The 13,205-nt window shown below is 35.6% G+C and carries 15 protein-coding genes; 9 read left to right on the top strand and 6 right to left on the bottom strand.

Going from position 1 to position 13,205, the window contains the following annotated elements:
- Positions 1 to 3: 3 nt before the first annotated feature.
- From MHH42_RS20655 to corA, 3 genes are all read left to right on the top strand, one after another.
- Complete coding sequence (locus tag MHH42_RS20655) at positions 4 to 825, top strand: purine-nucleoside phosphorylase (protein WP_340894010.1); 822 nt, start codon at positions 4 to 6, stop codon at positions 823 to 825.
- Between the two features lie 7 nt (positions 826 to 832).
- Positions 833 to 2,137, top strand: coding sequence for a pyrimidine-nucleoside phosphorylase (locus MHH42_RS20650; RefSeq protein ID WP_340894008.1), 1,305 nt, complete (start codon positions 833 to 835; stop codon positions 2,135 to 2,137).
- A 209-nt stretch (positions 2,138 to 2,346) separates the two neighbouring features.
- Positions 2,347 to 3,309, top strand: a complete 963-nt coding sequence (corA, locus tag MHH42_RS20645) for a magnesium/cobalt transporter CorA (RefSeq protein WP_002039517.1) — start codon at positions 2,347 to 2,349, stop codon at positions 3,307 to 3,309.
- Positions 3,310 to 3,345: 36 nt separating this feature from the next.
- Here the strand turns inward: corA and MHH42_RS20640 are convergent, their stop codons facing one another.
- Both MHH42_RS20640 and MHH42_RS20635 read right to left on the bottom strand, forming a co-directional pair.
- Positions 3,346 to 4,635, bottom strand: coding sequence for an NCS2 family permease (locus tag MHH42_RS20640; protein WP_000676245.1), 1,290 nt, complete (start codon positions 4,633 to 4,635; stop codon positions 3,346 to 3,348).
- Positions 4,636 to 4,769: 134 nt separating this feature from the next.
- A complete protein-coding gene (locus MHH42_RS20635) occupies positions 4,770 to 5,441 on the bottom strand; it encodes an SIMPL domain-containing protein (RefSeq protein WP_098225844.1) in 672 nt (223 codons plus the stop codon).
- A 159-nt stretch (positions 5,442 to 5,600) separates the two neighbouring features.
- Between MHH42_RS20635 and MHH42_RS20630 the strand changes: the two genes are divergently transcribed.
- Positions 5,601 to 6,020 carry a MarR family winged helix-turn-helix transcriptional regulator gene (locus MHH42_RS20630; protein ID WP_001003306.1) on the top strand — a complete coding sequence of 140 codons (420 nt, stop codon included), beginning with the start codon at positions 5,601 to 5,603 and terminating at the stop codon, positions 6,018 to 6,020.
- Between the two features lie 102 nt (positions 6,021 to 6,122).
- Positions 6,123 to 6,668, top strand: coding sequence for a hypothetical protein (locus tag MHH42_RS20625; RefSeq protein WP_000821091.1), 546 nt, complete (start codon positions 6,123 to 6,125; stop codon positions 6,666 to 6,668).
- A gap of 24 nt (positions 6,669 to 6,692) precedes the next feature.
- On the opposite strand, the gene MHH42_RS20620 is transcribed toward MHH42_RS20625, so the two are convergent.
- From MHH42_RS20620 to MHH42_RS20605, 4 genes are read right to left on the bottom strand one after another with little or no spacing between them, the layout of a single operon-like run.
- Complete coding sequence (locus MHH42_RS20620) at positions 6,693 to 7,757, bottom strand: ABC transporter permease subunit (RefSeq protein WP_016109060.1); 1,065 nt, start codon at positions 7,755 to 7,757, stop codon at positions 6,693 to 6,695.
- Between the two features lie 12 nt (positions 7,758 to 7,769).
- Complete coding sequence (locus MHH42_RS20615) at positions 7,770 to 8,831, bottom strand: ABC-2 transporter permease (RefSeq protein ID WP_340894001.1); 1,062 nt, start codon at positions 8,829 to 8,831, stop codon at positions 7,770 to 7,772.
- The gene (locus MHH42_RS20610) at positions 8,821 to 9,702 is read right to left on the bottom strand and encodes an ABC transporter ATP-binding protein (RefSeq protein WP_016109059.1); all 882 of its coding nucleotides are present in this window, start codon (positions 9,700 to 9,702) and stop codon (positions 8,821 to 8,823) included. Before MHH42_RS20610 ends, MHH42_RS20615 begins: the two co-directional genes overlap by 11 nt.
- Entirely contained in the window at positions 9,668 to 10,087 is a 420-nt protein-coding gene (locus MHH42_RS20605; RefSeq protein ID WP_000548026.1) for a GntR family transcriptional regulator, read from the bottom strand. Before MHH42_RS20605 ends, MHH42_RS20610 begins: the two co-directional genes overlap by 35 nt.
- Positions 10,088 to 10,253: 166 nt before the next feature.
- On the opposite strand from MHH42_RS20605, the gene dacF reads away from it, so the two are divergent.
- From dacF to sigF, 4 genes are all read left to right on the top strand, one after another.
- Complete coding sequence (gene dacF / locus MHH42_RS20600) at positions 10,254 to 11,444, top strand: serine-type D-Ala-D-Ala carboxypeptidase DacF (protein ID WP_000831987.1); 1,191 nt, start codon at positions 10,254 to 10,256, stop codon at positions 11,442 to 11,444.
- A gap of 170 nt (positions 11,445 to 11,614) precedes the next feature.
- Complete coding sequence (spoIIAA, locus tag MHH42_RS20595; RefSeq protein WP_000059133.1) at positions 11,615 to 11,965, top strand: anti-sigma F factor antagonist; 351 nt, start codon at positions 11,615 to 11,617, stop codon at positions 11,963 to 11,965.
- Positions 11,966 to 12,406 carry an anti-sigma F factor gene (spoIIAB, locus tag MHH42_RS20590; RefSeq protein WP_001243394.1) on the top strand — a complete coding sequence of 147 codons (441 nt, stop codon included), beginning with the start codon at positions 11,966 to 11,968 and terminating at the stop codon, positions 12,404 to 12,406.
- Between the two features lie 12 nt (positions 12,407 to 12,418).
- Positions 12,419 to 13,177 carry an RNA polymerase sporulation sigma factor SigF gene (gene sigF, locus MHH42_RS20585; RefSeq protein ID WP_000350732.1) on the top strand — a complete coding sequence of 253 codons (759 nt, stop codon included), beginning with the start codon at positions 12,419 to 12,421 and terminating at the stop codon, positions 13,175 to 13,177.
- Positions 13,178 to 13,205 lie beyond the last annotated feature (28 nt).

Raw genomic sequence — 13,205 nt, 5'->3', positions numbered from 1 at the left:
CAAATGAATCGTGAACTTATTACAAAATCAGCTTCATACTTAAAAGAGAAATTTCAAGAAACACCACAAGTAGGACTAATCCTTGGATCTGGACTAGGCGTATTAGCAGATGAAATCGAAAATGCGGTAACAGTGCCTTACAGCGAAATTCCTGAATTCCCAGTATCAACTGTAGAAGGACATGCAGGTCAATTAGTATTCGGTACACTTCAAGGTGTAACAGTAGTAGCAATGCAAGGACGTTTCCATTTCTACGAAGGATATGACATGCAAAAAGTAACATTCCCAGTTCGTGTTATGAAAGAGTTAGGTGTAGAAACTGTTGTTGTAACGAACGCGGCTGGTGGTGTAAATACATCGTTCGAGCCAGGTGACCTTATGTTAATTTCAGATCACATTAACTTCATGGGTACGAATCCATTAATCGGACCAAATGATTCTGAAATGGGTGTACGTTTCCCTGATATGTCTACATCATATACGACAGAACTTCGCGAAATGGCGAAACAAGTTGCAGCAGACTTAAACATTAAAGTACAAGAAGGTGTATACGTTGGAATGACAGGTCCTGTATATGAAACACCTGCTGAAATTCGTATGCTTCGTACATTTGGTGGAGATGCAGTTGGTATGTCAACAGTACCTGAAGTAATTGTAGCTCGTCATGCTGGTATGAAAGTACTAGGTATTTCTTGTATTTCAAACATGGCAGCTGGTATTTTAGATCAGCCACTTCACCATGATGAAGTAATTGAAACGACAGAACGTGTCAAAGCAAACTTCTTAGCATTAGTAAAAGCTATCGTAAAACAAATGAAGGGGTGACCTCACAATGAGAATGGTGGACCTAATTGCAAAAAAACGTGATGGACAAGCATTAACGACAGAAGAAATTAACTTTATTGTTGAAGGATATACAAATGGTGATATTCCTGATTATCAAGTAAGTTCACTTGCAATGGCAATTTTCTTCCAAGATATGAATGATCAAGAACGTGCAGATTTAACGATGGCAATGGTAAATAGCGGTGATACAATTGACTTATCAGCCATTGAAGGGGTAAAAGTAGATAAGCATTCAACAGGTGGAGTTGGTGATACAACGACACTTGTATTAGGTCCATTAGTAGCTGCTTTAGGTGTACCAGTTGCGAAAATGTCTGGGCGTGGTTTAGGACATACTGGTGGCACAATTGATAAATTAGAAGCAGTTCCAGGATTCCATGTGGAAATTGAAAATGATGAATTCATGCGTCTTGTAAATGAAAATAAAATTGCTGTTATCGGTCAAAGTGGAAACTTAACACCTGCTGATAAAAAATTGTATGCACTTCGTGATGTAACAGCAACAGTAAACTCAATTCCGCTTATTGCAAGCTCGATTATGAGTAAAAAAATTGCTGCTGGTGCAGATGCAATTGTTCTTGATGTGAAAACTGGAGCAGGTGCATTTATGAAAACAGATGAAGATGCAAAACGTTTAGCAGAAGCAATGGTACGTATCGGTAATAACGTTGGCCGTAATACGATGGCTGTTATTTCTGATATGAGTCAACCACTTGGTGAGGCTATTGGTAACGCATTAGAAGTACAAGAAGCAATTGATACATTACAAGGTAAGGGACCGAAAGATTTAGAAGAGTTATGTTTAACACTTGGAAGTCAAATGGTATACCTTGCTGGGCAAGCTTCATCTTTAGAAGATGCGCGTGAAAAGTTAATTGAAGTGATGAACAACGGTAAAGCGTTAGAATCTTTTAAAACGTTTTTATCAGCACAAGGCGGAGATGCATCTGTTGTTGATGATCCTTCTAAATTGCCACAAGCACAATTTAAAATTGAAGTAGAAGCGAAAGAAGACGGTTATGTATCGGAAATCGTTGCAGATGAAATCGGAACAGCAGCAATGCTTTTAGGAGCAGGACGTGCAACGAAAGAATCTGAAATTGATTTAGCAGTTGGCTTAATGCTTCGTAAAAAAGTAGGGGATAGCGTGAAAAAAGGTGACTCCCTTGTTACGATTTACACAAACCGTGAAAATGTTGAAGATGTAAAAGCGAAAATTTATGAGAACATGAAAATCTCTAAAGAACACGTAGATGCACCAACTTTAGTACACGGAATTGTAACGAAGTAATAAAGTGAAACTTTAATCAGCGTGGGCTTTATCCCCACTAATTATTACCCTTCACTAACCGGGCGTTTATGAGCAGTTGATCCCAGACCTAACTTCTTTGCTTTCGCTGAATGTTGAGGTAGGGGTCTTACTGTACGTTAATATGGGATAAAAAAAGGCTGAGGAGATTTCTCCTTGGCTTTTTTTACTATTTTTTGTTTATAATAATAATGGGTGAAATTATGATTAGAATATGTGCAGTAACAAAAACAGATGAAGTATTATATGACGTTTCGCTAGAAGAAACAACGAAAGACCATATTGTATGGTATTGGCTAGATTTATATAAGCCAACGAAAGAAGAGTATACATATATTTTGCAAGACCATTTTAAGTTCCATCCCCTTGCAATTGAAGACTGTATAGAATATGTACAGAGGCCAAAGGTTGATTTTTATGATGGATATAATTTTTTAGTTCTCCATGGATTTGGTGAGGATGGATTAGAACCGCATGAAATCGATTTATTTATTAGTGATCGTTATATTGTTTCTTTCCATTTTTCTCATAACAATGCAATCGAAAGAGTATGGAAAACACTTGGCGAAAAAAAACGTATTAAGAAAGGTCCTTTGCATGTGGCACATACAATTATTGACCAAATTGTAGATGACTATTTCGCACCTGTTTATTACATTGAAGACCATTTAAATGCGATTGATGATAATTTAACGGGTGAGACAGCAGGAAGCGTGTTAGAAGAGGTATTTGATATACGTGCGGATTTATCTAAGCTAAGGCGGACAATTATTCCGATGCGTGATTTATTGTATCGTATTTTAAATTCAACTCGTTTTTACGGCATAAGTGATCATGAGATTTACTTTAAAGATATACATGACCATTTGCTTAAATTAACTGAAATGATTGAAGCGAGCCGAGAGTTGACGGCAGATATTCGGGATAGCTACTTTTCATTAAACTCACATCATATGAATAACATTATGAAAACATTAACTGTTTTCTCTACTATTTTCATGCCACTAACATTTATTGCAGGAGTATATGGAATGAACTTTTCACATATGCCAGAGCTTGGTGGGAAGTATAGTTATTTTATTTGTTTGTTGTTAATGGCGTTAATTGGTGGCGGAATGATGGCCTGGTTTTATAAAAAAGGATGGTTTAAATGAAAAAACACCGAGGTATTCACCTCGGTGTTTTTTTATTTAACCAATAGCATGTAATACAAACATGGCTAAGAATAGGCATGTAACGATATACATAGATGGCGCGACTTCTTTACGCTTTCCAAGTGCAACTTTTAAGATAGGGTAAGCAATAAATCCGAACGCAATGCCATCAGCGATACTATATGTGAGCGGGATCATAACGATAATTAAAAACGCTGGAAATCCTTCTGAAAAGTCGTTCAGAGGAATTTGTTGAATGCTTGTAATCATCAGACCGCCAATAATAATTAAGATTGGTGCAATGGCACTATCAGGAATTAATTTGACAAACGGAAGAGCGAACAGTGATGCAAAGAATAACATCCCAGTAACGATAGACGTCAGACCTGTCTTTCCGCCTGCAGTAATACCTGCGGCACTCTCTACTGTTGAAACGGTAGGACTTGTGCCAAATAGACCACATGTCATTGCTGAAATCGCATTGGCTTGGTAAGCACGTGGGAATTTGCGGTCATCTTCTAATAAACCGTGCAGAAGTCCCATGTTCTCAAAAATAAGCACCATGCTTAAGGAGAATGTTGCAATCCAAAACGGTAAGGAAGAAAGTTTCCCAAATGACATAGCTCCAAACACATCGCCGTAATTAGCGAATGAAAATGAACTATTTCCCATTTGACTCGTATCAACAAGACCAAATAGCCATGCAATACCAGTTCCTATTGCAATCGTCCATAAAAAGTTTCCACGTACGTTACGAATAAATAATACAAGTGCAACGATAAGAGTAAGCAATGTCGCAAGAACGACAGGATTACTTAATTTCCCCATTGCAACAGCAGTATTTGGATTCGAAACGACTAAACCACCTTTTTGCAATCCGATAAATGCTAAAAACAATCCGATACCGACAGTAATAGCTTCCTTTAATGACTTTGGAATCGATACTGAAAGCACGCGAGCAATTGGTGTAAACGCAGCAATTGCAAAAATAATACCAGAGATAAAGACAGCTGCTAATGCTTCTTGCCAAGTTAAACCGAGCGTATGCACAGCTGTGTACGTGAAGAATGCATTTACACCCATACCTGGGACAAGAATAGCAGGTGCATTTGCCCAAAATGCCATGAGCAGACATCCGACAAATGAACTGAAAACAGTTGCTAAAATTCCAGCTTCAAGTGGAATGCCGGCATCCGATAAGATTGACGCATTTACAATCATAATATATACGATTGTGAAAAATGACGTAACTCCAGCTAAAACTTCTTGTTTTGGTGATGTTTCGTGTAAGCCTAATTTAAATGTTCTTTCAAGTATTCCTTTCATGTTAAACCTTCTTTTTCATATCCCTCTCCCACCCGTGATATCTCTTTTGTAAGAGCTCACCGTCCTTTATTATATCAGAACATCATGTTTTTACAACAACGAAAATGATAACGTTTACTTATAAACGAAATTATTTATAAATACGTAAAAATAGCCCGTATAGTTGAAATGATTTCTAATTCTCCCGATTGAATAGGTGGAGCTGTTTGTGCATGCAAAGTAGCATAGGAAGCAATCTCCCGTGGTAATTGAGCAGATTCTTCAACGAGTGAGAGGGGGACAGGATTAATATTTAAATTGTATGTACTCGCAATAGCACGAGCTTTTTCTACCGCTTGATGCAGAGCCTGAATAAGAGCTTGCTCATAATATTTATTTGGATGAGATATTCGAAAACGTAAACCTTTTGCTACGTTTGCTCCATTTGAAACGGCTATATCATATACTTCCCCTGCTTTTTGTACATTTAAAACGGTAATTTCATACAAATGTTCCACACGATATCCTTGTAGTAACGCTTTATCATTTACATACTCGTATTGAGGAGTGATCGTATAAGAAATCGTTTCTATATCTTTATCAGCAATACCAAGCTGTTTAAGTGCATCCAGCAATTGTTTTGATTGTACTGCATTTTCTTCTTGCGCTTGTTTCACATTTTTACTATCAGTTCGAATGCCAAGTGTTAATAGAACAACATTTGGTTTCGCTTTGACAACACCTTCACCTTGTACAGTAATAGTCGCTTCTTTACCAGTATTAGCTGTGCGTACGTTTTGTAAATAAGGATTCATTCCACCCTGCATTTTCCATCACCATCCTTTTTATATGTATATGTGTGAACAAAAAAGAAATTTATATGAAAAAAGTTACATAAATGAGAATGTTGAGGAAAGAAAGCATATACAACATAGGTATTTATAGATTATAATATGTGTAAATATGATAAAAAAGGGACGAGGCTAGTGAACGAAAAAAGAGAAACACTGATTTTAGATTTATCCGCATCATTTCGAAAGATGATACGTTTATTACAAAATGATATTAATACACGCTTTGCAGAACATATGCCATATAATGAATTTTCTGTATTACGTGCGTTATTTTTAAACAGTCCACAGATGGCTTCGCAAATTGCGAGTGAAGTAAACGTAACCTCCAGTCATATTACAGCTGTTACAGATCGTCTCGTACGAAAAGGGTTTGTAGAAAGAAAGCGTTCAAATTCAGACCGTCGTATCGTGTACTTAGAAATTACAGAACACGGAAGAGAAGTAACTGAAAAACTTGAAGCTGTGCGTAAGGAATACTATAAAGAGAGATTTAAAGGTTGGAGCGACCAAGAAATAGAAATGGTATTAGAATTATTTGGCCGCGTATTATAATAAATGAGGATAGGAAGCGAAAGCTTTCCTATCCTTTTTCTTTTGAATAAAAATATTTTGAAACTCCAATACTTTAATTAAAAAGAATCGGAGTGAAAAATTATGAAACGTATTTTTACGCTTTTCATTATGATTGGAAGTATGTTCTGCTTTAATAAGTTCGTGGATGCCGCAACGCCAATTCATGTCGTTCAAAAAGAATTACAACATATTTCAAATAAGCAACCTGTTTTATATTCAAAACTATGGATTCGTTCTATGCAGAATGCCATTTTATTTCATCATAGTGATAACATGCGGCATGAAGATACGATAAGCAATGTGACAAAGTCTTCTCTTGTAAAAGTAAAACAACTTCCACTTCAGAAAGCATCACAGTACATCCCGAGATTATCACAATATATTGCTAAGTTTGAGGCTGAAAATGTTCAAGTGTATTATGTTGCAGCTCGTTATGAAGTGAAAAAAGAAAATCCGTATCAATTAAATGGAATGAATTATTTTATGCAAGTGTTTATTCAACAAGGGGGAGAATGGAGAATTGCTGAAAGTATAGTTGCTCCAACAGATCAAATCGTAGCAAATGGTGACGGATTTGGAACGAAGCAAGAAAAAGAGTATGGGAAAAGAAGAGAGAATGTGAAATAACCTCCTCAAGAAGAGGAGGTTATTTTATTTGAAATTCCAAGAGACTTTCCATTTTAATATTTTAGGTAGAAGGAAGTAGGTAATTATGCTCGTCACGAAAAATCCAATGTAAAAATTCAGTAATGATTTGTCTCTCCCCAAGACTAAACCACCAACTATTCCTATAAAGAAAATAGCAAGGCTCATAACTATTTTTTGAAACTTCGGATATAGTAAGAAACTTCCATTTCGCTCATTGACTGAACGAACATATAAATATAAACTGAGTGGTAACAAAATAATGATATATATAATAGGTGCAATCAATAATTTTGCTGAAGGGATTTTTGTAAAGTTTGGTTCGTTATGACGCACTCCATCATCATCAATATAAGAACTTTGTGGATCGTAATCAAAGCGAATAGTAAAATTTTCTGCCGGACCAGAAATCCGCATGTTTTCCATAACCCGATGCATATTGCCATTGTTCTCATGAAAGTCAATATTTGAGTGGACAGCGATGACTCCTGAGATAAGTGTTGGAAGTAATAATGGGAATATGAATATAGCTGCAGTGAGAAGTCCTTGCGAGATAAGATTCCCAGTTATTGTCCCTATACATAAGGCAAGTGTATAAATAGCAATTAATACAATTAACATGTATATAAAATAAGAATGAAATGGGGAAAATACTTGATATTTATTATGAAAAGTTAACTTTTTCATAATAGCAAATAGTCCCCAGTTTATACTAACAGCTGCTACAATGTTACAAATACCAAACAACCATTTTGTCATAAAAAGGTGTGAACGTTTAAAAGGCATAGACCAAAGAAAATCGATGGAGTTATTTTGCCTTTCCCAACCTATTAACGTACAGGCTAGAATGATAAGTGCACCACCTTGAAAGATGACAGGGTCCATAAGTAATAAACCGAAATTGTAATGATATACATATTCCCCTTCTTTTTGCATTTTTAGAAGGTATTGTTGTTCAATCGATGCCAAATAGTATTTGTATGACAAATTGTATAAGCTAACGAACCAAAAGAGCCATAAAACATATTTACTTTGTTGATACGTTCTTAGCCATAGTGCTTTTTGAAACATAGGATCTCTCCTTTAAAAAACTTTATAATTTGTTAGGCGTGATAATACAATATAAGTAATGATTCCAGCGAGAAACAAACCGATATAGTAGTTAAATAAGAAACTAAATTGATTTATTTTATAGCCACCTAGTAATGCAAAATAAATGGTTGTTCCCCATATCCATATTCGTAAATGTTTTTGGAAAATAAATATCTTTTGAGTGTTTTCATTAGGCGATCGTGTATATAAAAATGAGCCAAGTAGTAAGTAAAATATTGTATACAAAATAGGGACTAACACTGATTTAGCCGAATAATACGTATAAGATGCTGGATCTCTTAAAGTAGTTGGGTCATTTTCTTTTTTGCGCGATTCAGGATTATATTGGTAATAGATCGCGAAATTATATATTGGTGCAACTATATTTGTTTTTCGATTGATTTCATCAAGCTGGTGATACAAGTTGGTATTTGTAGTATCTGTAGCCTGTAAATGGTTTATTGTAAAATTGTACAATAATGGAGTAAATGTAAGTCCCATTAGTAGCCATGGAATACAAAAAGCGATTTGTGAAACAATGCTCCCAGTAAAAGTACCGATACATAATGCAGCTGTATAGACTGCAACATAAGAAACAATTGCATAAAGAAAGTATCGATGAAATGGACTGAATGTTTGATACTCAAAATGAATGGTTGTTCTATAAATAATGTACATAAGGATCCAGTTTACAAGGAGAGACCCTATAATCCATAGTGAACCGAAAGCCCATTTAGAGAAGAAAATATCTTTTCTTGTAAATGGCATTTCCATAAGTAGGGTATTAGATTGGTTGCTACGTTCCCAACCTATTAATAGACAAGCTAAACAAATAATAAGAATAGTTAGCCAAAAACTATTACCTGTATTTGACAAAAAAGCATAATAGTAATAGAAAGTCCCCTTTTCTGAGAGTTCATAATAATTAGCAAGTTGTTGCTGAGCTGCTTTATAGTATCCGAAAGATAAAAGATAAAGTGTACTCAAGAAAAAGAGTAATACACCATATTTCCCGCGTTTCCAATTCCACATCCATAGTGCCTTATGAAACATACCCATCCTCCTCAAGTATCGTAACGAAGACATCTTCAAGTGACATTGTTAACTCTTCAATAAGTATTGGTTGCTCTTTATAAAACTTTTCAAGCGTTGTAGCAACATTTCCTTCGATTAAAATCGTAAATACTTTTCCTGTTTGATTTAATATTTTAATATTGCTTAAGTTTTCTAGTTTTTGAGGTAATGACCGTTCATAAGCTACTTGTATTTTTGCAAATCGTGATTTTGCATCATCAAGTGAAGTAATAGATGCCACGGTATGGCCTTTTAACATAATGATTGTATCTGCAATTTGTTCCACTTCATCTAAATGATGAGTTGAGATGAAAATGGTAATCTCTTTTTCTGCAACTTCTCCAACGAGAAACTGCAAAATCTGTCTTTTAACGATAGGATCGAGCCCATTTGTCGGTTCATCTAAAATGATATACTCTGCTTTTGTAGCAACGGCTAAAATGATCGCAAGCAGCGCTTTCATTCCTTTTGAGTAACTACGAATCCGCTTGTTTGGTAAGTTAAAACGTTCAAGCAGTTCGTAGAAATATGATTCATCAAATGCTGTATAAACTGCTTTATAAAATTTCACGATTTCTTTTACTGTATATCCGTTCAGTATGTTAGTAGAATCTGGGACATATACGACCTTTTGTTTCATTTCAGGCTGCATATGAATATCTGTATCTTCATATGTAACCGTGCCTTCATCTGGGTCTAAAATGCCGATCATCGTTCGTAATAAAGTTGTTTTCCCCGCACCGTTTCTTCCGAGTAATCCGACGATACTACCTTTTTGTAATGTGAAAGAAACATCGTCTAAAATCGTTTGATTATCAATTGTTTTCTTCAAACTTGTCACTTTCAGCATCCATATTTCCTCCAATCTCTTTATAGTATGAATCTATCCAATCATGAATTTTATCTTTCGTAATCCCAAGATAAGAGGCTTCTAGTAATAATTGATGAAATTGCTTTTCAACCATAGCGATTTTCCTTTCGTCTAATGTTGGGGTAATCGATTGAGATACAAATGTTCCTTTTCCTCGTAACGTTTCAATAATCCCTTGTCGCTCTAATTCTTGATACGCTTTACTCACTGTATTTGGATTTATAACAAGTAATGAAGCGAGCTCACGTACAGAAGGAAGTTTATCACTTGGAGCTAACATGTTTTTTAATACGAGTTCTTTTATATTTTGAACAATTTGTTCCCATATCGGAGTGTTGCTTCTTGGATCAAGTTGAATATGCAAGAGCAATGTCTCCTTCCTCATATGTATTAAGTGTACTACTATGCGTAATACACTTAATACAATATAGGGTATGAATGTGTTTGTCAACTGAAAAAAATAGAAGAATATGGTATTAAAAAATAATAAATTGGAAAAAATAGGTCTGATATAGAATGGAGGGTTAGTCATGAAGCGAGTTTTTGGAATACTTGTTTGTTTCATGTTATTGCTTTCTGGTACTTCAGTTAGTTTTGCACAATCTGAGAAAACGAAGCAGGAGAAAACAGAAGAAACCGCGCCGAAGTTAGCGGAGCAAGCATCGTCAGCAATCGTAATTGAGCAAGATACAGGTAAAGTTTTATTTGATAAAAATCCGAATGAAAAGTTACCACCTGCTAGTATGACAAAGATTATGACAATGCTATTAATTATGGAACAAGTTGAAAAAGGAAAACTAAAACTAAACGATAAAGTTAGAGCAAGTGAACATGCAGCTTCAATGGGTGGATCACAAATCTTTTTAGAACCTGGGGAAGAGATGACCGTAAATGAAATGCTAAAAGGTATTGCCATTGCATCTGGAAATGATGCATCTGTTGCAGTAGCAGAGCATATCGCTGGTTCAGAAGAAGGATTTGTAAATATGATGAACAAAAAAGCGAAAGATTTAGGGTTGAAAAATACACATTTTCAAAACCCGACAGGTCTCCCGGCTAAAGATCATTATTCTACAGCAAATGATATGGCTATAATGGCGAGAGAATTGATGAAGTATCCACTTATTCGCAAATACACAGGTAAATACGAAGATTATTTACGAGAAGATACGGATAAGAAGTTTTGGCTCGTCAATACGAATAAGTTAGTGCGTTTTTATCCTGGAGTAGATGGTGTAAAAACGGGCTTTACAACAGAAGCAAAATATTGCTTAACAGCATCGGCTGAAAAAAATGGCATGCGTGTTATTTCAGTTGTTATGGGAGCACCTACATCTAAAGAACGGAACAATCAAGTGACGAAGCTTCTTGATTATGCATTTGGTCAATATATGACGAAGAAAATGTATACGCGCGGTGAAAAAATTAAGACTGTACAAGTAGGAAAAGGTAAAAAAGAAAAAGTAGATTTAGTTGCATCAGATAATGTGTCTCTTCTTATGAAGAAGGGCGAAAATATGGACAAAGTAAAGCAAGAAGTAATTGCTGAAAAGAAAGTGAAAGCACCGATTAAAAAAGGTGATGCACTTGGCACGCTTGTTATTAAAAAAGATAAAGAGGTTTTATTAAAACAAACAATCGTAGCAAAAGAAGATGTTGCTGCAGCAAGCTGGTGGGAGTTATTTAAAAGAAGTTTTGGGATGTTTTCAACATCAAAATAGCGGCAAACATTTTGCCGCTTTTCTATTCGTATGTAAGTAAATAATTGTTGAATGGTTTCACTTTATGGCGAAATAGTTCTTCTTTTGTCAGTAGGAAGGATTCTTATGTTGTATCACGAAAATCTTTATGTATGTAAATGAGTAAAGTTTGAGCATAAGGAGGAAATCGTGTGAGTCTTTCCATGCAATTAGAAGTAAAACGTGACGTCCTATGTGTGAGACTAGCGGGTGAATTAGATCATCATACTGCTGAAGAGTTGCGAACGAAAGTGACAGATATGATTGAGACACATGGTGTTCATCACATTGTTTTGAGCCTAGAGAACTTATCATTTATGGATAGTTCTGGTTTAGGTGTGATATTAGGCCGATATAAGCATGTAAAGGGATTAGGTGGAGAAATGGTTGTTTGTGCAATTTCACCGCCTGTTAAGCGTTTATTTGAAATGTCGGGCTTATTCAAAATTGTTCGCTTAGAAGAAAGTGAAGCGCACGCGCTCGCGACGTTGGGGGTGGCATAAATGAGAAATGAAATGAACCTTCAATTTTCAGCATTAAGTCAAAATGAATCATTCGCTCGCGTTACAGTGGCAGCATTCATTGCGCAACTAGATCCAACGATGGATGAGCTAACGGAGATTAAAACTGTTGTGTCAGAAGCGGTTACAAATGCAATTATTCATGGATACGAAGGAAATGCAGAAGGTACTGTTTATATTTCTGTAATTTTGGAAGAGGCAATGGTGAAACTCACGATTCGAGATGAAGGGATTGGCATTTTTAATTTAGATGAGGCAAGACAACCCCTTTTTACAACTAAACCTGAATTAGAGCGTTCCGGAATGGGATTTACTATCATGGAAAATTTTATGGATGAAGTAGAAGTTATTTCAAACGAATCTTTCGGGACAACAATCCATTTGACAAAATACTTATCAAATAGTAACGCTCTATGCAATTAAGGAGAATAGCCTATGGACATAGAGGTCAAAAATGAGAAGAAGAAACCTCAGTTAAAGGACCACGAGCTAAAAGCGTTAATTCAAAAAAGTCAAGGTGGAGATCAACAAGCAAGAGATACGATTGTTCAAAGTAATATGCGTCTAGTATGGTCGGTTGTACAGCGTTTTTTGAATCGAGGATACGAACCAGACGATCTATTTCAAATTGGATGTATTGGGCTCTTAAAATCGGTAGATAAATTTGATTTATCTTTCGACGTGAAATTTTCAACATATGCAGTTCCAATGATTATTGGAGAAATTCAACGATTTTTACGTGACGATGGATCAGTGAAAGTAAGTAGATCTTTAAAAGAAACAGGCAACAAAATTCGAAAGATGAGAGACGAGCTTTCGAAAGAATTCGGAAGGGCTCCAACGATTAATGAAGTAGCAGAGGCGCTAGAACTAACGCCTGAAGAAGTTGTTCTGGCGCAAGAAGCGAGTCGTCCTCCTTCATCGATACATGAAACCGTGTATGAAAATGATGGAGACCCTATTACTATTTTAGATCAAATTGCAGATCAATCTGAAACGAAATGGTTTGATAAAATAGCTTTAAAAGAAGCAATTAGAGAATTAGATGAACGAGAACGTCTTATTGTATATTTGCGCTATTATAAAGATCAAACCCAATCAGAAGTAGCAGAGCGCATAGGTATTTCGCAAGTACAAGTTTCAAGACTTGAAAAGAAAATATTAAAACAGATGAAAGATCGAATAGATGAATAACTGTCTATTCGATTTTTTTATGACTTTA

Source organism: Bacillus sp. FSL L8-0099 (assembly GCF_038006385.1).
Classification (GTDB): domain Bacteria; phylum Bacillota; class Bacilli; order Bacillales; family Bacillaceae_G; genus Bacillus_A; species Bacillus_A toyonensis.
This window is presented reverse-complemented; position numbering and strand designations above follow the sequence as displayed.